This window comes from Idiomarina loihiensis (assembly GCF_024584785.1).
GTDB classification, from domain to species: domain Bacteria; phylum Pseudomonadota; class Gammaproteobacteria; order Enterobacterales; family Alteromonadaceae; genus Pseudidiomarina; species Pseudidiomarina fusca.
In genome coordinates, this window is sequence record NZ_CP074112.1 from 830,619 (window position 1) to 856,324 (window position 25,706).

The window sequence follows — 25,706 nt, forward strand, 5'->3', positions numbered from 1 at the left end:
AAAGGTCGATATACTACCAGAAATTATCTGACAACCTACTAGTTCTAACGGGTTATTCACGTTGCAGGTGGAGGCGAGGATGCGATTGCTAAAACTCACGTTTCTAGTGATTTTAATTGCGCTGCAATATCGTTTATGGTTTGGCAAAAACAGCCTGCCAGATTATTGGAATATGCAAGCAGATGTGCAACGACAGGCCGCTGCCAATGATAAGTTGCGGCAACGCAATCAATTGGTCGCAGCTGATATTGAAGACTTACGTGAAGGCCAAGTAGCGCTAGAAGAGCGCGCTCGCAACGAACTAGGACTGATAAAAAGCGATGAAACATTTTTCCGTTTGGTGCCAGTAAAAACACAACCATGATAGATCACATTCCAAGTATTGCTGCGATTGTTCCAGCGGCCGGTACGGGCCAGCGGATGGCAAGCAAGATCCCTAAACAGTATCTGCAATTAGCTGGCAAAACGGTGCTAGAGCATAGTTTACATGCACTCACACAAGACTCACGGATCTCGAAGATCTATCTTGCTTTAAGTGCAGAGGATACATTTTTCAGTGCACTTCAGTTGCAGTTACCCATTCCAGTCGTACCCGTCGTAGGGGGAGCTAGTCGAGCAGCCTCGGTATTAGCGGGGGTAGAACAAGCACGTCTCGATGGTGTGGCCTATGTGGTGGTGCACGATGCGGCTCGACCATGTTTGCAAGCTGATGAATTATCCAAAGTTATCGATGTGGCGTTAACCCATCCTCAAGGCGCGCTGTTGGCATTGCCCGTAGCCGATACGATGAAGCGAAGTGATGCACAAAACGCGGTGAGGCATTCAGTAAAACGAGAGCATTTGTGGCATGCACTGACACCACAGGTGTTTGCTTTGCAACCTTTACTCAATGCCTTAGTTAGTTTAGGGGTGGATCACCCAGAGCTTACTGACGAGGCCTCAGCGATCGAATTATCGGGTGGCAAGCCGCAGTTAGTGGCCGGTAGGCGCACCAATATTAAGGTGACGCAACCGGGTGATGAGCAGCTTGCCGACATGTATTTAAAGTTTTTTGCGACAGAACGTCAGGGGTAACTATGGGATTAAGTTCTATCCGCATTGGGCACGGTTATGATGTGCATAAATTTGGTGGCAGCGGACCATTAACATTGGGTGGTATTCAAGTACCATACGAACAGGGTCTACTCGCACATTCTGACGGTGATGTGTTACTTCATGCGATTGCTGATGCATTATTAGGAGCGGCTGCTTTGGGCGATATTGGTCAGCATTTTCCTGATACTGATGCCGCTTATGCGGGCGCTGATAGTGCGGGGCTTTTAAGCCAAGTTCTGCAACTGGTTAAACAGCAGGGCTATGGTGTGGGTAACCTTGATGTGACCGTGGTTGCTCAAGCACCTAAATTAGCTGATTATATCAGCGCAATGCGTCAGCGCATTGCTGCTTTGTTAGAAGTCTCCGTAGGCGCGGTAAATGTGAAGGCAACCACCACCGAGAAGCTTGGTTTTGTTGGCCGTAAAGAGGGCATTGGCTGCCATGCAGTGGTGTTGCTACAAGGCCAAATTAATGACTGAGACTAGCTATGATTCATTACTAGGCCCTTATTTACACGGCGTGCCTAACAGCGGTGGGGTGATTAAAGCCGAACCCGAGCATTTTCAGGTGGTTGAAGAGCTCGAACTACCGCAGCAAGATCCACAGTTACAGCAAGGTGAACATCAGTGGCTATGGGTGCGTAAACGTGGCGCAAATACCCCTTATGTAGCGGCCCAATTGGCTAAGTTTGCCGGCGTTAAAGAACGTGATGTGAGTTATTCAGGTCTAAAAGATCGACAAGCCATCACCGAGCAATGGTTTTCTATCCAATTGCCAGGCCAACAACTGTTACCCTGGCATGAGCTCGAGCATCCCGAATTTAGTGTGCTGCAGGCGGTATTACAGCCGCGCAAACTTAAAACCGGTACTCATAAACGCAATCGTTTTACGATTCGAATCGAAGCTATCACGGATGCTGATGCCTTTAACCAACGTTGGCAACAGGTGTGTACGCAAGGGGTGCCTAACTACTATGGGCTGCAACGCTTTGGCAAAGATGGGCAAAACATCAGTAACGCAGTTGAGTGGTTAAGTGGGCGGTTACGCCGGCGCTTAAATAGAACTCAAATAGGTTTGTATCTATCTGCAGCTCGATCATTTTTGTTTAATCAAGTGCTGGCAGAGCGAATTCGACACAACCTTCTGACTCCGTTAGAAGGTGAACCTATGCTCCTCAGCGGTAGTCAGTCATTTTTTATTGCCGAGCAGATTGATGCAGCTTTGTTAGAACGGTTGGCGTCCGGTGACATTGAACTCAGTGGTCCGCTAATGGGCAGTGGCGAGCGTCAACAGATTAGTCAGGCGCAGGCAGCTGAGCTTGAACAGCGAGTCTTTGCACAGTATCCAGAACTTCTTCAAGGTCTTGCGAAGCAACGTTTGGATGGTGGCCGCCGAGCATTGTTGTTGCGCCCACAGCAAGCACAATTAAATTGGTTAAGTGATACGGTGGCAGAAATTAGTTTTGCCTTACCTAAAGGATGCTTTGCAACTGCTCTAATACGCGAATTAGTTACAACGGAATAATTGGTAGGTACCTTAGTTATGATGAAATTATTAGTCAGTAATGACGATGGCGTCCATGCTCCTGGCATTCACGCCTTGCATGAGCGTTTAAAAGACATTGCCCAATGTCGCGTGATAGCTCCAGACCGCAACTGTAGTGGTGCTAGTAACTCTCTGACGTTGCATAATCCGCTGCGTATGCAACAGCTTGCTAATGGCTTCTATTCGCTTAATGGCACGCCAACGGATTGTGTCCATTTGGGCACGAATTCACCGCTAGCCGACGATGTCGACATCGTGGTATCGGGGATTAATGATGGCCCTAATATGGGTGATGACGTACTCTATTCGGGAACCGTAGCTGCTGCAATGGAAGGACGTTTTATGGGATTGCCAGCCATTGCTGTGTCGATGGGCTCGCGTAGTGATGATTATTATGACACCGCAGCACGAGTGGTGGCAGATATCGTCAATCAAATGGCGGATGAACCCCTAAGGTTGGATACCATTTTAAATATTAATGTGCCAGCAGTACCTTATGAGCAATTAAAAGGCATTAAAGTAACGCGGTTGGGGCGTCGTCATCGCGCTGAAACCATGGTGCAAAGTAAAGATCCATTTGGCCGTGATATCTTTTGGTATGGCCCTATTGGTGGTCATCAAGACGATGCGGAAGGCACTGATTTTCATGCCGTGCGTGAGGGTTACGTCTCTATTACCCCATTAAGTTTAGATATGACGGCGCGCAGCCACCAAACCACACTGTCAGATTGGTTAACTAAAACAAGCTCATGATTCAAAATTTTCAAGGGATGGCGCGCCGCTTGGTGGCCCAGCTAGAACGTGAAGGGATTCGTAGTAAACCGGTGTTGGAGGTGATTGAAAAGACGCCTCGTCATCTGTTTATGCCGCAATCGTTGGCGCACAAAGCATATGAAAACACGGCGCTACCGATTGGCAAGGGACAAACGATTTCGCAGCCACTGATGGTTGCATCGATGACCCAGCTACTGATGCAGCATGATTGTAAAAAGGTGTTAGAAATAGGCACAGGGAGTGGCTACCAAACGGCAATCTTGGCCCAATTGGTGGCACAGGTTTGTTCAGTAGAACGCATCGCTGAATTGCAATACCAAGCGAAACGACGGCTCAAGCAACTGGAGCTACATAACGTGAGTATGCGCCATGGTGATGGCTGGTTAGGCTGGCGCAGTAAAGCGCCGTTTGATGGCATTATTGTTACTGCGGCAGCAAGTGAGTTACCGCAACAGTTAATGGCCCAATTATCCGATGGTGGGGTGATGATTATTCCGGTTGGAACGGATAAACAACGGCTAATTGTGGTGCGTCGATTTGGCGATGTTTTTGAGCACAAGGAGTTAGGCGAAGTGAAATTTGTTCCCTTAGTACCAGGAGAACCAGTATGAGGATTTTTGGCTGGCTGTACGACAAGGTATTAAGTTGGTCTCAGCATCGTCGAGCCCCAGCTATCTTAGCGGCTTTGAGTTTTTCTGAATCAGTGGTGTTTCCGATCCCGCCGGATGTGATGTTAGCACCGATGGCGATGACCCAACCTAAGCGCGCTTGGTTTTTTGCTGGGCTAACCACCATCGCCTCCGTTTTAGGCGGGATTGCTGGCTACTGGTTGGGTTATTGGGCGTTTGAGCCGCTGGTGATGCCGCTGGTGGAATGGGCTGGTTATCAAGATAAGTTAGCGAGGGTCACCGCCTGGTTTACCGAATATGGCTTTTGGATTATTTTCATTGCTGGATTCTCGCCCTTGCCGTATAAATTGTTTACGGTAACAGGGGGAATGCTACAAGTGATGTTTATTCCTTTTGTGTTGGGGTCGTTGATTAGTCGTGGCTTGCGATTTTATTTGGTTGCTGCCTTGTTACGTACTGGTGGACCAACAATGGCGCTAAAACTGCGCACTTATGTAGACCGAATCGGTTGGGGAATGGTGTTAGTTGCCATCGCTGCGTATGTGTGGACACGTTAAACAGATCATTGGTTTAAGTGCCTTGGTGGTGCTATTTGGCTGCGCTGAGCCGCCACCACCAGCGCCCGTCAAGAAGCTTTATCATGGCCGCACTGTGCATGATTTTGAAGCGGCTAGTTTGGCTGCTGCTAGCTATCAAGTAGAGCGTGGTGACACGCTTTATTCTATCGCTTTTAGAGCTAACGTGGATGTGCGTGAGCTTGCTCAACTTAATAACATCAGTGAACCTTATCTCATTTTCCCTGGCCAAAGGCTACGTTTAAAAGCCGTTGAAAAAAGTAGCAAAAGCGTTGCTAAGACATCACAGACAGGGTATCGTGATACTAAATTAGAACAAAAACAAAGCAAGCCTGTAACAGCTAAAACTGCGGCAACGCCGGTTGCGAGCAAGCCTCCAGCTACCGTCATAAGTAGCCCAAGTAAAGAGCCCTTTGCGAAAGAGGTTCAATGGCGCTGGCCCGCGACAGGAAAAGTGATTCGTGACTTTTCGACCGCTGAGGCTGGTAACAAAGGGCTAGACATTGGTGGTGATAGAGGTGCTCCTATTTATGCTGCTGCAGCGGGTAAAGTGGTGTACGCAGGCAATGCACTGAAAGGGTATGGGCAATTAATCATAGTGAAACATAACGATGATTATATTAGTGCCTATGCTCACAATCAGACCTTATTAGTACAAGAACAACAATGGGTCAAACAAGGTGAAGTGATTGCCGAGATGGGGGACACTGATGCCGCGCAAGTGATGTTGCATTTTGAAATTCGCTTTCGGGGTAAGTCAGTTAACCCTCGGCACTATTTGCCGCGGGGGTAATAATGAGTCGAAGCCAGGATGAGATTGATGACATTGACGAGCAAGAGCTTGCTGCAATGCAACAATCTGAGCAGGAAGATAACGACGATACGGAATTTGAAGAGATTATTGCAAACCGGTCTCATTATCTGAAAAAAATGGACGCAACTCAGATGTATCTGAGTGAGATCGGCTATTCGCCGTTGTTAACAGCCGAAGAAGAAGTGTATTTTTCGCGGCTAGCACGCAAGGGTGATGCCAAGGCTCGCTGTCGTATGATCGAGAGTAATCTGCGCTTAGTCGTCAAAATTGCACGACGCTATACGAATCGCGGACTAGCTTTACTCGACCTCGTTGAGGAAGGTAATTTAGGTTTGATCCGCGCGGTCGAAAAGTTTGATCCAGAGCGAGGCTTTCGTTTTTCTACCTACGCCACGTGGTGGATTCGACAAACAATCGAACGCGCCATCATGAACCAAACTCGTACCATTCGCCTACCCATTCATGTTGTGAAAGAACTAAACAGCTACTTGCGCGCCTCGCGCGAGTTAGCACAAAGTTTAGATCATGAACCTACGGCAGAAGAAATTGCCGAAAAAATGAATGTTGATGTGGCTGATGTGAACCGGATGTTTCGCTTAAATGAGCGGATAGCTTCGGTTGATACCCCAATGGGGGGCAGCGATAACGATAAGTCTTTGGTTGAAATGCTAACGGCTGATGATGATCATGGCCCAGAAGGGTCATTGCAGGATGATGATACCAAACAACATATTTTAGCTTGGTTAGAAACCCTAAACGAAAAACAACGTGAGGTTCTGGCTCGACGCTTTGGCTTATTGGGTCACGAGCCGGCAACCCTTGAAGATGTTGGCCGTGAAATTGGCCTTACCCGCGAGCGGGTAAGACAAATTCAGGTAGAAGCCTTGCGCCGTTTGCGTGATATGTTGCGCCAGCAGGGCTTAAGTTTAGATTCGTTATTTCATCGAGAGTAACCGTTGTTGCCATTGCGCCAACCAGGTTAAGGCAGCAAGCGGAGTTAACTGATTCACATCTAAGTCACGTAGCGCTTGCTCGAATTCACTAGGTGTCGACGAGCTTGCCTGTGCTGTTTTGATCTCGCGTTCCATCTGCGCAAATAAATCGGCTTGCTCGGTGTTACTTAAAGATTCGTTTACCATACTCTGTTGCAGCTGCTGACGAGCTTCTAGTTGTTGCAAATGCAACCGAGCTTGCTTTAATACGCTAGTGGGCAGGCCTGCTAACTGGGCAACTTGCACGCCAAAACTGCGACTCGCCGCACCTTCACTTACTTTGTGCTGAAACACAATATGCTCGTCATGTTCCGTCGCCTCAACATGCACATTAACGCACCCTGATTGCTGTCCAATGGTTTGAGTTAATTCAAAATAATGGGTAGCAAACAAGGTTAACGAACGGTTGTTATCAGCGAGAGCTTCAGCGCAGGCCCAGGCTAAGGCTAAACCATCATAAGTAGAAGTACCGCGGCCTATTTCATCCATCAACACTAAACTTTGTGCTGTAGCATTGTGTAAAATATTAGCAGCTTCAGTCATTTCGACCATAAAGGTCGAACGGCCTGAAGCAAGATCGTCAGAGGCTCCAATTCGGGTGAAGATCCTATCGATAGGGCCAAAAACAGCTTCTTTAGCAGGCACAAAACAACCGCAATGAGCCATGATGGCTAAGAGTGCTGTTTGACGCATGTAGGTGGATTTACCACCCATGTTGGGCCCGGTAATGAGCAGTAGACGCCGCTCAGGATTGAGTTCAACGTCATTCGCAATAAAAGGCTCTGTTTGCATGCGCTCAATCACTGGATGCCGTGCTTGTTGCAATCTAATTTGAGTTTGTTCTGATAATTGCGGACGTTGGTAGTTATGCGTCAATGCATGTTCAGCAAAGCCACGCAATACGTCTACTTCAGCGACACTTTGCGCTGTTTTTTGTAACGTCACCAAGTGCTCAGCTAGCTGCTCTAATAACTGTTCATAGAGCCATTTTTCACGTGCCAAAGCACGACTTTGACTATTAAGGACCTTGTCTTCGTAGGTTTTTAGTTCAGGAATGATGTACCGCTCGACATTTTTAAGGGTTTGCCGCCGTTGGTATTCTGCTGGGATCTGATTGCTGGCGGCGCGGCTAGCTTCGAGGTAATACCCATGAACCTTGTTAAAGCCAATCTTCAACGTATGAATGCCGGTACGCTGACGCTCTCGCGTTTCGATATGCTGCAAGACATCGGTAGCACCTTCAGCTAACTGACGATAATCATCGAGTTCGTCATCAAAATGGGGCGCAATAACGCCGCCATCTCGTATCAGAAGAGGTGGCGTAGCTACAATCGCGCGTTCTAGTAATGCCGTTAATTCCGGTAGTTCAGCTACGGCTTGTTGCCAGTGGGCTAACGCAGGTGCATCCAGCAATTGCTTTAATTCGGGCAAGCTTTGCAATGCTTGCCGCAATCGAGCGAGATCACGCGGGCGTGCGCTACGCAAGGCAATACGAGTGATGATCCGTTCAAGGTCACCAACCTGGCGTAAGACATGCTTCAGTTCAGCTAATTCGCTATGTTGTAAGCTAGCCACTGCGTCATAGCGCTGTTGCAAGAGTTGATGTTGTCGTAACGGCCGTTGCAGCCACCGTTGCAGCAATCGGCTGCCCATAGCAGTACTGGTATTATCTAAAACATGATAGAGCGATGTTTTCTGTCCACTAAACGAGCGCACCAGTTCTAAATTTCGACGAGTGGCGGCATCTAACATAATCGCATCAGCTTGGCGCTCAGCCACAATCGCAGTAATGTGAGGAAGCGCTGCGCGTTGGGTGCTGCGCACATAACTTAAGATTGCACCGGCAGCCCCGATAGCAGCGGGTAGGTGGCTTACCCCAAAACCATCTAAGTGAGCCACTTGAAATTGACGCAAGAGTTGTTCGATAGCACTGGTGGTTTCAAATTCCCAATCGGGGCGGCGGCGAATGCAACTGCAGGCCAGCTCTCGTTGGCTGAACTCATGGGTGTCTGGATACAGTACTTCAGCTGGTTGCAGTCGTTCTAATTCAGCTTGAAGCTGCTCACGGTCGGCGACCTCCAAAATGCTAAAACGACCGCTCGCCATATCTAAACAAGCAATTCCAATAGGTTCAGCCGGATGGATGGCAACCAGTAACTGCTCAGCATGATCCTTGAGCAGAGCCTCATCAGTAATGGTACCTGGAGTTAGTACTCTGACCACTTGACGCTCGACCGGACCTTTGCTGGTCGCAGGGTCTCCGACTTGCTCGCAAATTGCGACGGACTCGCCTAGTTCGATAAGCCGAGCAAGATAACCTTCAGCGGCATGATAAGGTACCCCTGCCATCGGGATAGGTTGGCCATTGCTGGCACCGCGCTGGGTAAGAGAAATGTCGAGTAGTTCAGCCGCACGTTTGGCATCGGTGTAGAATAACTCGTAAAAATCCCCCATCCGATAGAATAATAAGCAATCGGTATGTTCTGCCTTAATGCGCAGATATTGCTGCATCATAGGCGTGTGTGCGGCGAGATCTTTTGTTATATTTTGGGCATCCGACATGCTTGTTATAATCCGTTCTAAAGTCGTGGTTAGCTGGCGTTTAAACTGAATATGTGTAGCCGCTTTGCGGCCCTCAAGGATAACTAAATGGTACCACAAAGCACAGTTAATTTAGCAGTAGAATTGGGCGCTTGGTTAGAGCAGCGTGGTTGGCGTTGTGTCACCGCTGAGTCGTGCACGGCCGGCGGAATTGGGTATGCTATTAGCACTGTTGCTGGTAGCTCAGCATGGTATGAAGGCGGCTTTATCACTTACAGCAATGCGATGAAGCAAAGCCAGTTAGGGGTAACTTCCTACACCTTAGCAAAATACGGTGCGGTGTCTGCCGAAACTGCAGCAGCAATGGCTCGCGGTGCTTTGACAACCAGTGGGGCAGAGATGGCGGTAGCAGTAACAGGGGTCGCAGGGCCCGGTGGTGGGAGTACCGAAAAACCCGTAGGTTTGGTTTGGTTTGGCTTAGCTTGGCAGGGGGAATGTATTACTTGGCAACAGGTCTTTCCTGGCGATCGGCAAGCGGTGCGATTAGCTACCATTAACGAAGCATTATTAAGTATTAAAAAAATAACTTGATACTGTATAAATTTACAGTACAATCATTTTAAAGCGATTAACAAACGGACACTAGCATGAGCAACGATAAACAAAAAGCACTCGACGCCGCCCTTGGTCAAATTGAACGCCAGTTTGGTAAAGGCTCTATTATGCGCCTTGGCGATAACCACGCGATGGATATTGAATCGGTTTCAACGGGTTCATTAACTCTAGATATTGCCTTGGGTATTGGTGGTTTACCGTATGGTCGTGTCGTAGAGATTTACGGACCAGAATCAAGTGGTAAAACGACATTAACTCTACAAGTAATTGCGGAAGCGCAAAAGCAAGGCAAAACCTGTGCGTTTGTTGATGCTGAACATGCGCTTGACCCCGTTTACGCTGGCAAGCTGGGCGTGAAGGTTGATGAATTACTCGTATCGCAACCTGATACGGGCGAACAAGCCCTAGAAATTTGTGACATGTTAGTCCGTTCAGGTGCGGTGGATGTGGTGATTGTAGACTCGGTAGCAGCGCTAACACCAAAAGCTGAGATTGAAGGTGAAATGGGTGACAGTCATATGGGCTTGCAAGCCCGGTTGATGTCGCAGGCGTTACGTAAACTCACAGCCAACATCAAGAAATCGAATAGTTTATGTATTTTCATTAACCAGATTCGAATGAAGATTGGGGTTATGTTTGGTAATCCAGAAACCACCACGGGCGGTAACGCACTTAAATTCTATGCATCGGTTCGATTAGATATTCGTCGTACGGGTTCGGTGAAAGAGGGCGATGAAGTTGTTGGTAACGAAACGCGCGTGAAGGTTGTAAAAAATAAAGTAGCGCCGCCATTTAAAGAAGCTAACTTCCAGATCATGTACGGCAGCGGTATTTCTAAAGAAGGCGAGTTGATTGATCTTGGCGTGAAACAGAAGATTGTTGATAAAGCAGGAGCTTGGTACAGCTACAAGGGCGATAAGATTGGTCAGGGTAAAGCTAATGCCATGAAGTTCTTGATAGAAAACAAAGCGATTGCTGAAGATATTGAACAACAGATTCGTGAACAATTGTTAGCCAAGCCAGTTAAAGGTGAAAAGCCAGCAAAAGCCGATGATGCTGTTGACGTTATGCTGGATGATGATTTAATTTAAGGTTTTAGCAATAAAATTAGGAATAGCGTCATGAGTTATGCACAAGTTGCGTTAGCACTTGGCTCAGGTGCTGCACGAGGTTGGTCGCACATTGGTGTGATTAAAGCGCTGCAGGACATGGGAGTAGAAATAAACATGGTCGCAGGCACTTCAATCGGCTCCCTTGTGGGGGCCGGTTTTGCTTCTGGTCGCTTAACTGAGCTAGAAGAATGGGTGCGCGGCATGGGGCGTTGGCAAGTTTTTAATCTCCTAGACTATGGGCTAAGTAACGGCGGCATTATTCATGGTGAAAAAGTTTTCAGCCATGCCCGTGAACGCTTTGGCGCAATAGATATTGAAGACATGCCGATTACTTACGGCGCAGTTGCTACCGATTTGTATACTGGAAGAGAGATTTGGTTACGCAAAGGTGACGTGTATGCAGCATCCCGAGCTTCTTGCGCTATGCCAGGTATGTTGGCCCCTTCTGCGGTTAATGGACGTTGGTTAGTTGATGGTGGGTTAGTGAATCCTGTACCAGTATCCTTGTGCCGTGCGCTTGGTGCTGACTTTGTCATTGCAGTGAATTTAAATTCACAACTGAACACCAGCGCCATCGAAGCAAGATCCAAGTATGTAGCGCCTCCTAAAGATGGTGTTGAGCCGCAAGCGGATGTGCATGGGCATAATACCCCGGCCACGACTGAGGCAAGTCATGTCAAGCAGCCATCGGAACAAGACGAAGGTGAGGGGTTTTTCAATAGTTTTCTTTCCACTAGTCAGCACTATTGGGATGCGGTTAAAGAAAAGTTTACCGGTCCTTCGTACAAAGCTCCTGGTATGTTTGGGGTGATGGCAGGCTCTATCGATATCATGCAAGAGCGAATTACTAAAGCACGTTTGGCTGGTGATCCGCCCGATATCCTGATTCAGCCCAAATTAGGGCATATTGGTTTAATGCAGTTTGAAAGTGGTAACGATGCGATCGATATTGGCTATGAAACCACGATTAGAATGAAAGATTACATCATGTCTGAGTTGGAGCTTTTTGCCCAGCGACGCGGTTAGCGGTTCAAGTTTTTAAACAGTTATAAAAAAGCCAGCGTTTTAACGCTGGCTTTTTAGATTTGGAACCTTAGGTTCTATTATTTGTGTTCAGTAATGACGGCTTCCATTTTAGCGAAGGTTTGCTGTAAATCAGCACTTGGCTCAGCTGTCATTGAGCTAACAATCCATACCGCTAACGAGCTTAGGATAAAGCCAGGGATAATTTCGTAAACAAGGCTACTAAGCGTTGCTCCGTCAGCTAATACCGGTGCGTAAATCCAGAATAAGACAGTACCAGCACCCACCAGCATGCCGGCTAGGGCACCATGACGATTCATTCTGCGCCAGAACAAGCTCATAATAATGACTGGACCAAAGGCCGCGCCAAATCCTGCCCAAGCGTTAGCAACGAGACCTAGAATGGTATTTTCAGGATCCCATGCTAGCGCAATAGCCACCAATGAGACTAACAACACCGAAATACGGCCTACGGTTACTAGTTCTTTGTCACTGGCATCGCGGCGCAAGAAAGCTTTGTAAAAGTCTTCTGTAAGCGAGCTTGAGGTAACCAGCAGTTGCGATGAAATGGTACTCATAATAGCTGCAAGAATTGCAGCCAATAAGAAACCCGAAATTAATGGATGGAACAAGAATTGCGAGAAGATAATAAATATAGTCTCAGCGTCATTAAGTACCATTTTAGTTTCAGTAACATAGGCAATACCTACAAAGCCGGTAACCATAGCACCAATGATAGAAACAAACATCCAGCTGATACCAATTCGGCGTGCGGTAGGAATATCCTTCACTGAGCGGATTGCCATAAAACGGACGATGATGTGCGGTTGACCAAAATAGCCTAAGCCCCATGCTAGCAATGAGATGATACCCAGCCAGCTGAGCTGATTCACCAACGGGTCTTTTGCGGCATCTTTAAATAGTTCAAGGTAGTCAGGATTCATCGATTCGACGGTGTGGGTCACAGCGGTCATACCACCTAAATCGAAGATTGCCACGATTGGCACCAGTACCAAGGCGACAAACATGATGCACCCTTGTACAAAGTCAGTCATGGAAACCGCTAAAAACCCACCGAACAGGGTGTAGGCACAAACCACGCCGGCTGTTACCCATAAGCCTAAACTGTAGTCCAAGCCAAATGCGGCACTGGCAAAAAGTTTACCGCCAGCAACTAAGCTAGCCGAGGTATATAAGGTAAAGAAAACAATGATGACAATCGAAGAAAACACCCTTAAAAAGCGTTTTCGGTCGTCAAAGCGATTGGCAAAGTAGTCCGGAATAGTGATGGAGTCGTTAGCAACTTCAGTGTAAGTGCGCAATCGCGGTGCCACGACAATGTAGTTTAAGTAGGCACCAATAAGTAAGCCTACGGCAATCCATAGTTGCGATACCCCAGACACATAGATAGCGCCTGGCAAACCCATCAGCATCCAGCCACTCATGTCTGAAGCACCAGCAGATAAAGCTGTTACTCCTGGGCCTAAACTGCGCCCCCCCAACATGTAGCCGGAAACATCGGCCGTCGATTTTTTATAGGCATAAACACCTATGCCCAACATAACGATGAAGTAGAGCGCTAGAGATATTAGCGTACCTGTTTCCAAAGTTTTACTCCTGTGTTGTTGTGTGTTTAAGCGCTTTGTTTAATAGTTCTGACTGCAACAGCATACGCGTTAGCTGATGTTGCGGATTATGGATAAGCGCTTCTGTCGTTCCAAACTCAATCATTTTACCACGATGCATTATTAAGATCTTGTCTGCAACATGTTTCACGATCTCCGGCGAATGAGAGACGAAAATGAATGAAATACCCATGTCTTCTTGAAGATCTAGGATAAGGTTAATGATTTGAGCTCTAATCGATGGGTCCAGTGCTACGAAGGCTTCATCAGCCACAATGATCTGTGGTTCGAGAATTATTGCTCGGGCAATGCACACCCGCTGTTGCTGCCCCGTGGATAGCATGTGCGGATAAAAATGATAATGATCGGGCAATAAGCCGACTTTGCTTAAGGTTTGTAGCACGTGTTCGGTTTGTTGTGCGAGGTTCCAATTGGTGTTGAATTTAAGTGCTTCTGAAAGCTGCTTACCTATGGTTAACTGCGGATTTAACGATCGCATCGAATCTTGAAAAATCATTCGAATATCGCGGCAGCGCTGGCGGTAGTTATGGGGATCAAGACGTTTGCCGTGCAGCCAAATTTCGCCATTAGAGGGCACGTCCGCACCAGCAATCAGTTTTGCGATCGTCGATTTGCCAGAGCCTGTTTCTCCCATAATAGCAAGCGTCTCGCCTTTGTTGAGGCTAAAACTAATAGGCTCAAGAGCACAAATCCTGCGACCTGGTAGCCACCCTTGCTTTTGCTGGTAATACTTACAAATAGCATGTACCTCAAGCAATTTAGTCATCGCGATTGCCCTCAATTAACGGAAAGTGGCAGGCGTATTGATGTTGTCTACTTTTTTCTAAGCGCGGCTGATGAATACAAGCTTTACGAGCATACGGACAACGCGGGCCTAGGCGACAACCGATCGGCATGTGTTGTAAGGTTGGGATGGCGCCTGAAAGCGTTGGTAACCGTGTCTTTGCTGCGGAGGTTTGGTTGTAAAGACTCATCTCAAGCATAGCTCGAGTATAAGGATGGTAGGGTTCAGTCATCAATTTTTCTGTTGGCCCCGTTTCCATCAATTGCCCGCAGTAAACTAAACTCATACGCTTACTTTCTGGAATAATCGAGGTTAAATCTTGAGTTATCATAAGAATCGACATGCCTTGTGAACTCAATTTGGCTAGCAAGCGATAAATCTGATTGCGAGTACCTGGCTCCATCGCGGTAGTGGGCTCGTCTGCAATAAGTAGTTTAGGATTGTAGGCGATAGCCATGGCAATACTCACTTTTTGAGCGATGCCATCGGATAATTCAAAAGGATAGCTGTTCATCACCGCAGCGTGATCCTTGATACCAACGCGATGCAGTAAGCGTTCTGCGCGCACGGTGCGGGAAGCTTTGCGGCGCAAATAGATACCTTTTAGCTCGCTGGCGGGGATGGTTTCACGCAGTTGGTCACCCACCTTACTGTTGGGATCTAAATAGCTGCTGGGATTTTGGAAAATCATCGCCATATCCCGCCCAGTTACTAGCCGGCGCAGGCTAGGGCTTAGCGCCAGCAGATCGTAATGACGCCACCAAAGACGGTCGGCGGTAATTTTCCAGCGCGGATTAATAAACCCCATAACGGCTTTAGCCAAGAGACTTTTACCAGAACCAGATTCGCCTACAAGGGTATGAATTTCGCCTTCAGCAACTTGCAGGCTAAATTTATCCAGCACTTTAACCAAGCCGGAGCTGGTCTGTAACTCAATGGTTAAGTTGCGAATATCAAGTAACGTTTGGCTCATGAATTACGTATCCGTTCTTGAATGGCGGCTCGCACACTATCTCCTAGTACATTGATAGAGAGCACGGTTAAAAACAAGGCTAAGCCGGGCAATACCATGGTCCAAGGCGATAAATAAACTTGATCTAAGCTACGTGCCAGCATGGTACCCCATTCTGGCGCCGGTGCCTGCACGCCAAGCCCCAAAAAGCCTAATGCCGCAATATCTAGTATAGCGGTAGAGAGTGCAAAGGTGATTTGCATCACCACCACCGAGGTAATATTCGGAAAAATCACTCGAGTAAGCAGGTACCAGCGTGTGCAGCCATTGAGTTTTGACGCAACCACGTACTCTTTGTTGCGCTCTTCATAAAAGGCATTGTGCACGCTATGAATAAATTGCGGAATCAACACTAAGGTGATAGCTATCATAACGTTATGTAGAGCAGGGCCTAGAATGGCAATAATCACTAGCGCTAACAGTAACGATGGAATGGATAGCAGGACATCTAATAAATGATTGAGGGTAGAAGATTGCACACCTTGGCTCATGCCAGCCCAAGCACCGATACTGATGCCAATCACTGCTGCCAATAAGGTAGCTAACAGGGGATAACCAAGGCTGTAAACAGAACCATGTAGCACTCGGGAAAGTAAATCTCGACCCAAGTCGTCGGTACCAAACAGAAATCGAATCTGTCCCTCGGCGTGCCAAGCAGGAGGTTGCAGCACATGATCTGAAAATTGAGTTTCAGAACTGAATGGACTGACCAGAGGCGACAACACCATCAGCACCATGATGCCGGCAAAAATATAAAAAGCTACCATCGCAAAGGGATTAGCAGTGATGTGTAGCCATAATTGCCGCAGTGGACTAGGCTCGCGGTGTTGATAATAAATACTAGTGTTCGGCATGTTGTTCTTTCCTTACTTGCGGATACCGCCATGCATGCAATAGCTCAACCAGCACATTAACTAGCAGAATTAAGCTTGCTAACACTAAAATACCTGCCTGCATAACCGGGTAATCGCGCTCATAAATGCTTTTGACTAACCAACTGCCGAGGCCCGGCCAATTAAAAATAACTTCAGTAATAATGATGTTTGTCATTAACACACTAAATTGCAGGCCCAATTGACGCACTACTGGTTGCAGGGCATTAGGAATAATGTGTCGGAATAAAATACGGCTATCAGCTAAACCACGAGCTCGTGCCGCTTTAATGTAATTTTGTTGCAGCACATCGAGCATGGCATTGCGCATAATACGAATGAGCATAGTCATCGGCATTAACGACAATACCAAGACCGGCAACCACAAGTGGGCTAGGGCATCAATAAATGCTGCTGGGCGGTAGGGCATATCACTGCGCCAGATATCCCAAAGAATCGAGCCACTCTGTAATTCAATATTATAAAGTGGATTAATTTGTCCTGAGATGGGACTCCAGCCCAGCTTGACAGCAAACAACAGAATAAAAAGTTGTGCTAACCAAAAGACCGGAATGGAATAAGTACTTAAACTCAATCCCATAATCACGCGATCGAGAGGTCCTCGTTGCTGTAATGCCGCATATATGCCGAGTGGCAAGCCTAGTAATAATGCCAGCGCCATGGCTAATAAGCCAAGCTCAAGGGTTGCGCCAAACAGCGGTTGTAATTGAGCAAAAACGTCTGTTTGACTGGCTAGGGAGTTGCCCCATTGCCCGGCCAAAAGATGGTCAATAAACCCCACATATTGCTGCAAAATACCGCTATCAAAACCACGTGCGTCAACCGCTTGCTGGTAGGCGTAGCTGCTCTGATCACGGATTCCGGTCATGTTGGTGAGGGGATCACCAGGAAACCAATAATTCAGTGCAAACACAAATAGGCTTAACAGCCACAGCGTAATGATAAAAAGAATGAGTCGGCGTAAACTATAACGGAGCATCGGTTAGCCTCCGTGCCTTGCGAAAACTGAGGCCGCCATACGGGGGTAACTCAACTCCTTGAATATCAGCGCGATGGGCTTGAAACCGCAATGAATTGGCAATGGGCACCAGCGGGGCTTGTTGCATCACGTAATTTTCAATCTGTTGGTAGAGTTGTTTACGTTGCTGCGGTTCAGTCTCAGTGATGGCTTCGACCAAGAGCTGATCAAATTCAGGATCGCACCATTGGGTCCGATTGTTACCACTGCGGGTTGCCGCACAACTCAAGATGGGGCGGAAAAAGTTATCCGGATCGGCATTGTCAGCCACCCAGCCAATCAAAACGCTATCATGCTCTCCGCGAGCCAGCCGTTGCCGAAAGGTATTCCATTCGTAACTGATAATATCTGCCTGCACACCAATACGAGCTAAATCTGCTTGCATAAGTTCGCTCATACGCTGTGCATTAGGGTTGTAAGCACGTTGTACCGGCATCGCCCAAATATTCATGCTAAATCCGTTGGGGTAGCCCGCTTGTTGTAGTAGTTCAATGGCTTTAGCTGGATCGTAAGGATAGGCTTGGGGTTCAGCGCTATAAGCCCAAGACGTCTCTGGTAGCATGCCACTGGCGAGCCGGGCTTTACCGCCGTAGATGTTCTGGATAATGGCAGGACGATTAATCGCATGAGCTAAGGCTTGACGCACCAAAGGATTATCAAAAGGGGGGCGCTTGGTATTAAAGGCCCAAAACGACAAACTTGGGTTCACTGCGCTAGCTACTTCAATTTCAGCTTGCGTATCAAGCTGAGCTAATTCGTCAATCAGTGGATAAGGAATGACGTCACATTCGCCGGTCAGGAGTTTCAACATCCGCTTATTGGCGTTGGGAGTAATCACATACACTAACTGAGTGATATGCGGCTGCGAGCGCCAATAGTCGGGATGGTTACGATAGCGAATAACAAAATCTTTACGAAATTCATCAAACACAAAGGGACCGGTGCCGATAGGAAGCCTATCGATATCGCTTGGTGTTCCTTGAGCGAGCAGCTGAGCACCGTATTCGGCTGCTAAGATCACATTAAAATCAGTAGCTAAGTTGGCTAAAAATGAACTATCCGCTTGGTTCAACCAGAAATCAACGGTGTGATCATCGACGCGTTCTACTCGTTTAATTAAGCGCATTAAACCGCTGGAGCGAAAAAATGGGTACCGGCCGCCGCCAACGTCATGATAGGGATGTTGTTCGTTGAGCCAACGGTTGAAACTAAAAAGTACATCATCAGCGTTAAACGGACGACTGGGCTGGAACCATGCAGTTTGATGAAAAGCTACCTGCTGTCTGAGCTTAAAACGATACCTGGTACCTTGGTCGAAGGCTTGCCATTGGGTTGCTAACGCGGGAATAAATTGCTGTTGCTCAGCGTCATAATCAATCAGCCGATCGTAGAGTTGCGCCGAGGTTGCATCAACGGTGGTGCCGGAAGTACCTAACTGTGGATTAAAGCTCTCTGGATTACCCTCAGAACAATACACCAAGCCCTCACTTAACGGGGCCGGTAGTTGGTTATTGTCATTACATGCGCTTAAAATTAAAACGCTAGTAACTGCGGTAAGCAAACATACCGGTTTAAGGAACACGCTAACCTCAACTTTCTAGTAGTTGGTACTTTTTTAAGTAGCCACGTAATTGATGATAGGTTAAACCGAGCAATTCTGCGGTTTTCTTTTGATTAAATTGCGATTGCTGTAGCGCATGCTGCAATAGACTGACCTCAAAGTCAGCACTAACCTGTTTAAAATCGATGTTGCCGCAGTTAAAGTCGGGCAGGTTAGAGTCGGACATGTCTTTACTGCTAGGCGGCTCGGCGGTAGTGTCTGTAACATAGTCAGTGCTTGCTGGTGGTTGCTTATCCGTTGCTGATGGCGACGCCCCGGGATTTGTTCGATGGGCGGCAGCTTGCGGTCGATAAGGACTGGCAAAGGGATCAATAATAATCTGCTGTACAGGAATCTGGCCGCTGCCGAGCCGATATACCGAGCGCTCCACCACATTCTTAAGTTCACGCACATTACCAGGCCAATGGTAATCGAGTAGCGTTCTGCGAGCTTGTTCAGTAAACCCACTGAACAACTCATAACCCAACTCGCGCGCCATTTGAATGGCAAAATGCTCAGCTAGCTGCAAAATATCTTCACGTCGCTCACGCAGCGGTGGCAGGGTAATCACGTCAAAAGCTAAGCGGTCGAGTAGGTCGGCGCGAAACTTACCTTGTGCAGCCAATGTTGGCAAATCTTCATTAGTGGCAGCGATGAGCCGAGCATCAACGCGCACTGTTTTACTGCCGCCAACCCGTTCAAATTCTCCATATTCAATCACCCGAAGTAACTTTTCTTGCACTAACGTGGAGGTGTTGGCTAACTCATCAAGGAATAGGCTACCCCCATCGGCGCGTTCAAAGCGGCCTTCGTGGCGCTTTTGTGCACCCGTAAAGGCGCCTACTTCGTGTCCGAATAATTCACTTTCGAGCAGACTTTCACTCAGCGCGGCACAATTAAGCTTGATGTAGTTTTGTTGCCAGCGTTTGGAGAGGTAATGCAGTCGCGCTGCTATCAGTTCTTTACCGGTACCGCGTTCACCAATGATGAGAACGGGCTTATCTAACGGCGCAACTTGCGATACATGTTCTAATACCGCAAGAAAACTATTGGCTTGGCCGAGTAAATTATCGGCATCGCGAAACCGGCTCATATCAGGCACCACTCATTATTGTTGTTATTGGTGAAATTCACTAATTATTAGTGTATTTGATAAATGCTGCAGGTCAAATTTAATTGATGTCAGAATGTTTTATCATTACTAATCAATGTGTTACTTGAAATATAAAAAGTTGGCACGGTATCTGCATTACTTTTTACTGAGTAGACAAACTGACAATCCCACACTGATTTAACTAGTGATGAGTATTTTCGACAATTAATGAGGAATTAACAATGGGTATCTTTTCACGTTTTACAGATATCGTAAATTCAAACTTAAACGCATTACTGGATAAAGCTGAAGATCCGGAAAAAATGGTACGTTTAATCATCCAAGAAATGGAAGACACCTTAGTTGAGGTGCGTTCAACTTCAGCCCGCTTAATTGCGGAAAAGAAAGACAGCGAGCGACAGTTGGCGCGTGTTCAAAATGAAGTCAACGAGTGGCAAAACAAAGCTGAATTGGCGTTAAGCAAAGATCGTGAAGATTTGGCTCGATTAGCGCTAACCGAGAAGCAAAAGGCCAGTGCTGAGGCGGCAAGTTTGCAAGGCGATGTGAATCGTGTTGAAGAACACTTGCAACGCCTGAGCGAAGAAGTTGGCCAACTGCAAGAAAAACTAGCCGATGCCAAAGCTCGGCAGAAAACCATTATCATGCGGCAACGAGCGGCGAGCAGTCGCTTGGAAGTAAAAAAACGTATTGATAGCGGTAAAATCGATGATGCAATGCTACGCTTTGAGCGCTATGAAAGTAAAATCGATGACCTAGAATCGCAAGTTGAAGCTTATGATTTAGGTAAGAAAACGCTTCGTGATGAGTTTGCTCAATTAGAAGCAGATGACAAAATCACTGATGAGCTAGAAGCCCTAAAAGCAAAAGTAAAAGAACAAAAATCAGCGGACTAAGAGAGCCCGTTGATGCCTTTAGCTGGGCCGGGCTGGTGCGACAATAACGCATCTAACGGTTCAGCTTATTAACCAAATAAAACGAGATCAGACACAATGGATTTATTAGCTTCTTTAATTTCTGCGCCAATTATTATTTTTATGGTGATAGTGGCGCCTTTGTGGATCATCATGCACTATCGCAGCCAGCGTAAATTGAACGAAGGCCTATCGCAGCAGGAATTACTGCAATTGCAAGAATTGGCCCATCAGGCCGAGCGTATGCAAGAGCGTATTAAAACGCTTGAAGCTATTCTTGATGCCGAGGCACCTCAGTGGAGAAACCGAGTATGAGTGACCTAAGCAAACGGGGACCCTTAGCGCGCAGCAAAAAGGACGCCAAAATCTCGGGCGTTTGCGCAGGTATTGCCGAGTACTTCAACATTGAAGTCTGGTTGGTGCGGCTGGTTGCAGCTTCCTTCCTGATTTTCAGTGGTACGTTAGCGGTTATCGTCTATTTTGTGGCCTATTTTATTATGGACGAGAAAAAAGCGGACGATAAAGCGGCCCATACTGTTGAAATAAAAACTAAGGTTTGGCAAGGAGGACAACCTCCGCAGCGAGCTTTTCATGAAATCGCAAAAGAGTTTAATGAACTTGAGCAAAGCTTGCAGCGGCTAGAGGGTTATGTCACCTCTAATGCTTACAAAATCGACCGCGAATTAAAGCAGCTGTAAGTTTTTCGTTACGCCTGAGTTTGATCCACATCAAAGTTCAGGATTGCCATAAGGCAGCCTCGCATGCACTCTTGTGGGCAACAACAAGAGGATGTTCTGCTTTATGTGCACCAATAATAAACACAAGCACTGGCAGCCAGCGACGGTCACTATCCATGGTGGTAAAGCCAAGGATGAACACGGTGCGCTGGTCAGCCCTTTATATCAAACAGCGACTTTTGCCTTTGCCAATACTGCGCAGGGGTCAGCACGCTTTGCTGGTGAAGAGCCAGGTTATATTTACAGCCGTTTAGGCAATCCAACCATTACTGAACTAGAACAGCGAGTGGCAGCGCTAGAGGACTATCCTGCTGCCGCGGCAACAGCAACGGGAATGGGGGCAGTATCAGCGGCGATGCTGGCGTTTTTGCAACAGGGCGATCATGTGCTGGTATCCGATGCTATCTACGGCTGCAGTTTTGCCTTGTTCTCGCATCTGTTTACCCGCTTCGGTATCGAGGTGAGCTTTGTTGACATGGCCGATTTAGAGCAGACGGCGGCAGCCATGCAAACGAACACCAAATTGGTCTTTCTCGAGTCGCCGGTTAATCCTCATCTGAAAGTGATTGATATTGCAGCGGTGGCAGCGATTGCCCATGCTGGCGATGCTAAGTTAGTGGTCGACAATACTTTTATGACCCCGTTACTGCAGCAACCACGTCGACAAGGTGCTGATTTAGTCTTACATAGCGCCACTAAGTATTTGAATGGCCATGGCGATGTCGTGGCGGGCATCGTTTGTGGTAGTGCTGAAGATATTGAATTAATCAAACTAACCACCTTAAAAGATATGGGCGCGACCATGAGTCCGCACGATGCTTGGTTAATTTTGCGTGGTTTAAAAACCTTAGATGTGCGGATGCAACGTCACTGCGAAAATGCACAGCAGGTTGCTGAGTATCTGCGTGATCATGCTCAAGTGCGTGAGGTTTACTATCCTGGATTTGCTGATCATCCAGCTCAGCAACTGATGGGGACACAAATGCATGGTGCCGGGGCGGTGATCGCATTTGAATTATGCGGTGATATCAACACGGCACGACAATTTTTAGATAGCTTACAGCTGATTACAATCGCGGTGAGTTTAGGTGATGCAGAAACCCTCATTCAGCATCCCGCCTCAATGACCCATTCGCCCTATACACCAGAGGCAAGAGCGGCGGCCGGTATCACCGATACCTTAGTGCGGATATCCGTTGGATTAGAAGCTGTTAGCGATATTTTGTCTGACCTAGAGCAGGCGTTCACACAGTTAACTACAGGGGAGCACCAACATGGGTAAAACCAGTCAGTACGTGTCGCGGCAACCTGATGAGCACGGCATCATTGCGTGGAGCGATGAAGATAATGCGGTTTGGCATGATTTGGTTAAACGCCAATTAGAGATCATTCCAGGCAAAGCTTGCGATGAATTCATGCATGGTCTTGATTTATTGCAGTTGCCGCAAGATCGGATCCCACAATTGCACGAAATAAACCAAGTTTTAGAGGCAACAACCGGCTGGCAGGTAGCACAAGTACCAGCATTGATTCCTTTCGATGAGTTTTTTCGGTTATTAGCCAATAAACAATTTCCGGTAGCCACTTTTATTCGTACCCGCGAAGAGTTCGACTACTTACAAGAGCCTGATATCTTTCACGAGATTTTTGGCCATTGTCCGCTGTTAACAAATCCAGCGTTTGCTCACTTTACCCATCAATACGGAAAACTTGGCCTTCATGCTAGCCCCAAAGAGCGGGTTTATTTAGCAAGGCTCTATTGGTTTACGGTAGAATTTGGATTGCTCAATACCGCTGATGGCTTACGTATTTATGGTGGTGGCATTTTATCGTCACCAGGTGAAACCGAATATGCGTTGTACAGTGACCAACCAGAGCGTAAGCCTTTGGCACCGCTAGATGCGTTACGGACACCGTATCGTATTGATATCATGCAACCTATTTATTACACCTTGGAATCCACTCAACAGCTGTTTGATATTGCGCAGTTAGACATCATGGCATTGGTGCAAGAAGCGATGGAGCTTGGTTTGTTTGAGCCTAAATTTCCGCCTAAGCCAAAAACTGAAGTGGCCTAAGTTGTTTTAAGAATTATTTTATTAATACAGTGAATTGAGGAAGTTATGTCTGATTTACACCAGCAAAAATGTGAAGCCTGTAACGCCAATGCACCTAAAGTTAGCGATGCAGAATTAGCCGAATTAATGCGTGCAATTCCTGATTGGACACCGGTAGTTCGAGATGGCGTGATGCAATTAGAGCGGCAGTTTAAGTTTAAGAACTTTAAACTGGCGTTAGCCTTTACCAATCGGGTTGCTGATATTGCCGAAGCAGAGTTTCACCACCCAACCTTAATTACCGAATGGGGTAAAGTAACCGTGGTATGGTGGACTCATGCCATTCAAGGCTTACACAAAAACGACTTTATTATGGCTGCCCGTACCGATACGGTCTTAGCCGAGTAAACCAGCCCAGCAGTCTTATTGTTGCGGCAGTACGCATATTTTAAAGCTTGGTACTTATAGGGTACCAAGCTTTTTTTGTGTATACTTTGCTTTACATTTGCTCTAACGGTCGGCTTGCCACTATCGGGTTGCTGATCCTAGATCCACTGCGCATGGGTACATGCATTCATTGCAGTGACATTATCGCAACAACCATTACTACAACAGCGGGTAAATGATGCGGCTAGAAATTACGTGTGATGATCGCCTGGGTATTGCACAAGATGTGTTAGAAATATTGCGCAATTATGAAATTGATTTGCGTGGTATTGAGGTGGATCCGAAAGGTAAGATCTTTCTAAACTTTCCGGAATTAGAGTTTAAAGATTTTCAGCATCTGATGCCTGAAATAAGGCGTATCGCTAATGTGAAAGATGTTAAAACAGTCGCCTTTATGCCCTCCGAGCGCGAACATTATGAGTTCAAGCTGTTACTGAATACGCTGCCGGATCCTATTTTGTCACTCGATAGTCGCGGCGATATTGATATTGCGAATGACGCCGCGCAGCGGATTTTGGGTGATAGTGGTAAGACGCTGTTAGGAAGTAATATTAGTCATTGGATCAGCGGCTTTAACCTGCTGCGTTGGCTAGAGAAGCAACCGCAACAAGCCACGGTGCAGCAAATCAGTGTCAGTGGCGCAAAATATTTTGCCGATTTATTACCCATCTGGATCAGCGACGAGCAAGCCAAACAAAACTTTGCTGGCGCTGTGATGACCTGCAAACCACAGCCACTCGCCGAGCAATGGCAGCGTAATGTATCAGCGGACGCATTTAGTCAGCTGTTAGGCGAACACAGCAGTATGAAACGACTGATCAAAGAAGCGTCTCGGATGGCTGAATTAAATGTGCCTTTGCTGATCCAAGGCGAAACTGGGGTGGGCAAAGAGTTGTTGGCTCGTGCCTGTCATCAGGCCAGCAAACGTGCTGAGCAACCCTTCTTGGCGATTAATTGTGCCGCGTTACCTGACAATGTCGCTGAAAGCGAACTCTTTGGTCACGGCAAGGGGAGCTTGGGGCCTTATACCGAAGCTAAGAAGGGTATTTTTGAGCAAGCCAACGGCGGTACTGTGCTGCTAGATGCAGTAAGTGAAATGTCCAATGGACTGCAGGCTAAACTGCTGCGCTTTATTCAAGATGGACGTTTTCGTCGAATTGGTGAAGAACAAGAAGTGACCGTAGATGTACGGATAATTTGTTCAGCCCAAGATGACTTGCTAGAGCAAGTAGAAAACGGTCGTTTTCGTGAAGACCTGTTTTATCGCCTTAATGTTTTGTCGTTGCACGTGCCCCCGTTACGAGAACGCAAAACAGATATTCCGTTATTAGCTGACCAATTTACCGTACAAGCATGTCAACGTTTGGGGCGAAGTTTGATTATGGTAAGCCGAGCGGCTCGGGAGCGACTGCAACAATATGCATGGCCAGGTAATGTACGCCAACTAGAGAATGTGCTGTTCCGTTCGATCTCGATGGCAGAGGGAGACAGCCTTGATGCTGATGATTTGCAATTGCCGAGTACCAGTAACTTGGCTGATGCGGTCACGGTAGATTTAGAAGAGGGTAGTTTAGATGAAGCGGTGAAAAAATTTGAAAGTACGATTTTGCGCCGACTTTATCCAAGCTATCCCAGCACCCGTCAATTAGCCAAAAAAGTAGGCCTTTCGCATACGGCGGTAGCGAATAAATTACGCGAATACGGGATCGGAAAAAACCGTAAAAAGAAACCGTTGTAAATAAATCTTTACTTGGGATGTCGGGTTTTGTATC

At 47.1% G+C, this 25,706-nt stretch carries 27 protein-coding genes; 19 read left to right on the forward strand and 8 right to left on the reverse strand.

The window, feature by feature from the left end:
* Positions 1 to 79 precede the first annotated feature (79 nt).
* From ftsB to rpoS, 9 genes are read left to right on the forward strand one after another with little or no spacing between them, the layout of a single operon-like run.
* Entirely contained in the window at positions 80 to 364 is a 285-nt protein-coding gene (ftsB, locus tag KGF88_RS03875; RefSeq protein WP_110075176.1) for a cell division protein FtsB, read from the forward strand.
* A complete protein-coding gene (gene ispD / locus KGF88_RS03880; protein ID WP_153825703.1) occupies positions 361 to 1,074 on the forward strand; it encodes a 2-C-methyl-D-erythritol 4-phosphate cytidylyltransferase in 714 nt (237 codons plus the stop codon). The genes ftsB and ispD overlap by 4 nt, the downstream gene beginning before the upstream one ends.
* Before the next feature lie 2 nt (positions 1,075 to 1,076).
* Complete coding sequence (ispF, locus tag KGF88_RS03885; RefSeq protein WP_110075174.1) at positions 1,077 to 1,574, forward strand: 2-C-methyl-D-erythritol 2,4-cyclodiphosphate synthase; 498 nt, start codon at positions 1,077 to 1,079, stop codon at positions 1,572 to 1,574.
* A complete protein-coding gene (gene truD / locus KGF88_RS03890) occupies positions 1,567 to 2,619 on the forward strand; it encodes a tRNA pseudouridine(13) synthase TruD (RefSeq protein WP_162014475.1) in 1,053 nt (350 codons plus the stop codon). The genes ispF and truD overlap by 8 nt, the downstream gene beginning before the upstream one ends.
* Before the next feature lie 18 nt (positions 2,620 to 2,637).
* Entirely contained in the window at positions 2,638 to 3,393 is a 756-nt protein-coding gene (surE, locus tag KGF88_RS03895; RefSeq protein ID WP_153825701.1) for a 5'/3'-nucleotidase SurE, read from the forward strand.
* Positions 3,390 to 4,025, forward strand: coding sequence for a protein-L-isoaspartate(D-aspartate) O-methyltransferase (locus tag KGF88_RS03900; RefSeq protein WP_153825700.1), 636 nt, complete (start codon positions 3,390 to 3,392; stop codon positions 4,023 to 4,025). Before surE ends, KGF88_RS03900 begins: the two co-directional genes overlap by 4 nt.
* Positions 4,022 to 4,600: a YqaA family protein gene (locus tag KGF88_RS03905; RefSeq protein ID WP_153825699.1), complete on the forward strand. Its 579-nt coding sequence runs from the start codon at positions 4,022 to 4,024 to the stop codon at positions 4,598 to 4,600. Before KGF88_RS03900 ends, KGF88_RS03905 begins: the two co-directional genes overlap by 4 nt.
* Complete coding sequence (locus tag KGF88_RS03910; protein ID WP_228759431.1) at positions 4,569 to 5,411, forward strand: peptidoglycan DD-metalloendopeptidase family protein; 843 nt, start codon at positions 4,569 to 4,571, stop codon at positions 5,409 to 5,411. Before KGF88_RS03905 ends, KGF88_RS03910 begins: the two co-directional genes overlap by 32 nt.
* A 2-nt stretch (positions 5,412 to 5,413) precedes the next feature.
* Positions 5,414 to 6,385, forward strand: coding sequence for an RNA polymerase sigma factor RpoS (gene rpoS, locus KGF88_RS03915; protein WP_110075168.1), 972 nt, complete (start codon positions 5,414 to 5,416; stop codon positions 6,383 to 6,385).
* On the opposite strand, the gene mutS is transcribed toward rpoS, so the two are convergent.
* The gene (mutS, locus tag KGF88_RS03920) at positions 6,368 to 8,986 is read right to left on the reverse strand and encodes a DNA mismatch repair protein MutS (protein WP_153825698.1); all 2,619 of its coding nucleotides are present in this window, start codon (positions 8,984 to 8,986) and stop codon (positions 6,368 to 6,370) included. The genes rpoS and mutS overlap by 18 nt on opposite strands.
* 87 nt (positions 8,987 to 9,073) lie before the next feature.
* Between mutS and KGF88_RS03925 the strand changes: the two genes are divergently transcribed.
* The 3 genes from KGF88_RS03925 to KGF88_RS03935 are packed head-to-tail and all read left to right on the forward strand — an operon-like array spanning position 9,074 to position 11,718.
* Positions 9,074 to 9,556, forward strand: coding sequence for a CinA family protein (locus tag KGF88_RS03925; protein ID WP_162034525.1), 483 nt, complete (start codon positions 9,074 to 9,076; stop codon positions 9,554 to 9,556).
* A 56-nt stretch (positions 9,557 to 9,612) separates the two neighbouring features.
* A complete protein-coding gene (gene recA / locus KGF88_RS03930; RefSeq protein ID WP_110075165.1) occupies positions 9,613 to 10,671 on the forward strand; it encodes a recombinase RecA in 1,059 nt (352 codons plus the stop codon).
* Between the two features lie 30 nt (positions 10,672 to 10,701).
* Complete coding sequence (locus KGF88_RS03935) at positions 10,702 to 11,718, forward strand: patatin-like phospholipase family protein (protein WP_153825696.1); 1,017 nt, start codon at positions 10,702 to 10,704, stop codon at positions 11,716 to 11,718.
* A 77-nt stretch (positions 11,719 to 11,795) separates the two neighbouring features.
* Here KGF88_RS03935 and putP read toward each other — a convergent pair whose 3' ends face one another.
* The 7 genes from putP to pspF are packed head-to-tail and all read right to left on the reverse strand — an operon-like array spanning position 11,796 to position 19,761.
* Positions 11,796 to 13,322, reverse strand: coding sequence for a sodium/proline symporter PutP (gene putP, locus KGF88_RS03940; RefSeq protein WP_153825695.1), 1,527 nt, complete (start codon positions 13,320 to 13,322; stop codon positions 11,796 to 11,798).
* 4 nt (positions 13,323 to 13,326) lie between these two features.
* The gene (locus KGF88_RS03945; protein ID WP_110075162.1) at positions 13,327 to 14,127 is read right to left on the reverse strand and encodes an ATP-binding cassette domain-containing protein; all 801 of its coding nucleotides are present in this window, start codon (positions 14,125 to 14,127) and stop codon (positions 13,327 to 13,329) included.
* Positions 14,120 to 15,118, reverse strand: coding sequence for an oligopeptide/dipeptide ABC transporter ATP-binding protein (locus KGF88_RS03950; RefSeq protein WP_110075161.1), 999 nt, complete (start codon positions 15,116 to 15,118; stop codon positions 14,120 to 14,122). Before KGF88_RS03950 ends, KGF88_RS03945 begins: the two co-directional genes overlap by 8 nt.
* Positions 15,115 to 16,011: an ABC transporter permease subunit gene (locus KGF88_RS03955; protein ID WP_110075160.1), complete on the reverse strand. Its 897-nt coding sequence runs from the start codon at positions 16,009 to 16,011 to the stop codon at positions 15,115 to 15,117. Before KGF88_RS03955 ends, KGF88_RS03950 begins: the two co-directional genes overlap by 4 nt.
* Positions 15,998 to 17,029 (reverse strand): ABC transporter permease, encoded by a 1,032-nt coding sequence (locus tag KGF88_RS03960; protein ID WP_153825694.1) that lies wholly within the window; start codon positions 17,027 to 17,029, stop codon positions 15,998 to 16,000. The genes KGF88_RS03955 and KGF88_RS03960 overlap by 14 nt, the downstream gene beginning before the upstream one ends.
* Positions 17,016 to 18,650, reverse strand: a complete 1,635-nt coding sequence (locus KGF88_RS03965; protein WP_257119965.1) for an ABC transporter substrate-binding protein — start codon at positions 18,648 to 18,650, stop codon at positions 17,016 to 17,018. Before KGF88_RS03965 ends, KGF88_RS03960 begins: the two co-directional genes overlap by 14 nt.
* Positions 18,651 to 18,657: 7 nt before the next feature.
* Positions 18,658 to 19,761, reverse strand: a complete 1,104-nt coding sequence (gene pspF / locus KGF88_RS03970; protein ID WP_153825693.1) for a phage shock protein operon transcriptional activator — start codon at positions 19,759 to 19,761, stop codon at positions 18,658 to 18,660.
* 242 nt (positions 19,762 to 20,003) lie between these two features.
* Between pspF and pspA the strand changes: the two genes are divergently transcribed.
* From pspA to tyrR, 7 genes are all read left to right on the forward strand, one after another.
* Complete coding sequence (gene pspA / locus KGF88_RS03975; protein WP_153825692.1) at positions 20,004 to 20,675, forward strand: phage shock protein PspA; 672 nt, start codon at positions 20,004 to 20,006, stop codon at positions 20,673 to 20,675.
* Positions 20,676 to 20,771: 96 nt separating this feature from the next.
* Positions 20,772 to 21,008 (forward strand): envelope stress response membrane protein PspB, encoded by a 237-nt coding sequence (gene pspB, locus KGF88_RS03980; RefSeq protein WP_110075156.1) that lies wholly within the window; start codon positions 20,772 to 20,774, stop codon positions 21,006 to 21,008.
* Entirely contained in the window at positions 21,005 to 21,391 is a 387-nt protein-coding gene (gene pspC, locus KGF88_RS03985) for an envelope stress response membrane protein PspC (RefSeq protein ID WP_153825691.1), read from the forward strand. Before pspB ends, pspC begins: the two co-directional genes overlap by 4 nt.
* Positions 21,392 to 21,494: 103 nt before the next feature.
* A complete protein-coding gene (gene megL, locus KGF88_RS03990; RefSeq protein ID WP_153825690.1) occupies positions 21,495 to 22,712 on the forward strand; it encodes a methionine gamma-lyase in 1,218 nt (405 codons plus the stop codon).
* On the forward strand, positions 22,705 to 23,508 hold the full coding sequence (gene phhA, locus KGF88_RS03995; protein ID WP_153825689.1) for a phenylalanine 4-monooxygenase: 804 nt from the start codon (positions 22,705 to 22,707) through the stop codon (positions 23,506 to 23,508). Before megL ends, phhA begins: the two co-directional genes overlap by 8 nt.
* 45 nt (positions 23,509 to 23,553) lie before the next feature.
* Positions 23,554 to 23,895 (forward strand): 4a-hydroxytetrahydrobiopterin dehydratase, encoded by a 342-nt coding sequence (locus KGF88_RS04000; protein WP_110075152.1) that lies wholly within the window; start codon positions 23,554 to 23,556, stop codon positions 23,893 to 23,895.
* 217 nt (positions 23,896 to 24,112) lie between these two features.
* On the forward strand, positions 24,113 to 25,672 hold the full coding sequence (gene tyrR, locus KGF88_RS04005) for a transcriptional regulator TyrR (RefSeq protein WP_153825734.1): 1,560 nt from the start codon (positions 24,113 to 24,115) through the stop codon (positions 25,670 to 25,672).
* Positions 25,673 to 25,706 lie beyond the last annotated feature (34 nt).

Coding starts and splice junctions, on each gene's coding strand:
- ftsB (WP_110075176.1), top strand. CDS start 80: ATGCGATTGCTAAAACTCACGTTTCTAGTGATTTTAATTGCGCTGCAA.
- ispD (WP_153825703.1), top strand. CDS start 361: ATGATAGATCACATTCCAAGTATTGCTGCGATTGTTCCAGCGGCCGGT.
- ispF (WP_110075174.1), top strand. CDS start 1,077: ATGGGATTAAGTTCTATCCGCATTGGGCACGGTTATGATGTGCATAAA.
- truD (WP_162014475.1), top strand. CDS start 1,567: ATGACTGAGACTAGCTATGATTCATTACTAGGCCCTTATTTACACGGC.
- surE (WP_153825701.1), top strand. CDS start 2,638: ATGATGAAATTATTAGTCAGTAATGACGATGGCGTCCATGCTCCTGGC.
- KGF88_RS03900 (WP_153825700.1), top strand. CDS start 3,390: ATGATTCAAAATTTTCAAGGGATGGCGCGCCGCTTGGTGGCCCAGCTA.
- KGF88_RS03905 (WP_153825699.1), top strand. CDS start 4,022: ATGAGGATTTTTGGCTGGCTGTACGACAAGGTATTAAGTTGGTCTCAG.
- rpoS (WP_110075168.1), top strand. CDS start 5,414: ATGAGTCGAAGCCAGGATGAGATTGATGACATTGACGAGCAAGAGCTT.
- mutS (WP_153825698.1), bottom strand. CDS start 8,986: ATGTCGGATGCCCAAAATATAACAAAAGATCTCGCCGCACACACGCCT.
- KGF88_RS03925 (WP_162034525.1), top strand. CDS start 9,074: ATGGTACCACAAAGCACAGTTAATTTAGCAGTAGAATTGGGCGCTTGG.
- recA (WP_110075165.1), top strand. CDS start 9,613: ATGAGCAACGATAAACAAAAAGCACTCGACGCCGCCCTTGGTCAAATT.
- KGF88_RS03935 (WP_153825696.1), top strand. CDS start 10,702: ATGAGTTATGCACAAGTTGCGTTAGCACTTGGCTCAGGTGCTGCACGA.
- KGF88_RS03945 (WP_110075162.1), bottom strand. CDS start 14,127: ATGACTAAATTGCTTGAGGTACATGCTATTTGTAAGTATTACCAGCAA.
- KGF88_RS03950 (WP_110075161.1), bottom strand. CDS start 15,118: ATGAGCCAAACGTTACTTGATATTCGCAACTTAACCATTGAGTTACAG.
- KGF88_RS03955 (WP_110075160.1), bottom strand. CDS start 16,011: ATGCCGAACACTAGTATTTATTATCAACACCGCGAGCCTAGTCCACTG.
- KGF88_RS03960 (WP_153825694.1), bottom strand. CDS start 17,029: ATGCTCCGTTATAGTTTACGCCGACTCATTCTTTTTATCATTACGCTG.
- pspF (WP_153825693.1), bottom strand. CDS start 19,761: ATGAGCCGGTTTCGCGATGCCGATAATTTACTCGGCCAAGCCAATAGT.
- pspA (WP_153825692.1), top strand. CDS start 20,004: ATGGGTATCTTTTCACGTTTTACAGATATCGTAAATTCAAACTTAAAC.
- pspB (WP_110075156.1), top strand. CDS start 20,772: ATGGATTTATTAGCTTCTTTAATTTCTGCGCCAATTATTATTTTTATG.
- pspC (WP_153825691.1), top strand. CDS start 21,005: ATGAGTGACCTAAGCAAACGGGGACCCTTAGCGCGCAGCAAAAAGGAC.
- megL (WP_153825690.1), top strand. CDS start 21,495: ATGTGCACCAATAATAAACACAAGCACTGGCAGCCAGCGACGGTCACT.
- phhA (WP_153825689.1), top strand. CDS start 22,705: ATGGGTAAAACCAGTCAGTACGTGTCGCGGCAACCTGATGAGCACGGC.
- KGF88_RS04000 (WP_110075152.1), top strand. CDS start 23,554: ATGTCTGATTTACACCAGCAAAAATGTGAAGCCTGTAACGCCAATGCA.
- tyrR (WP_153825734.1), top strand. CDS start 24,113: ATGCGGCTAGAAATTACGTGTGATGATCGCCTGGGTATTGCACAAGAT.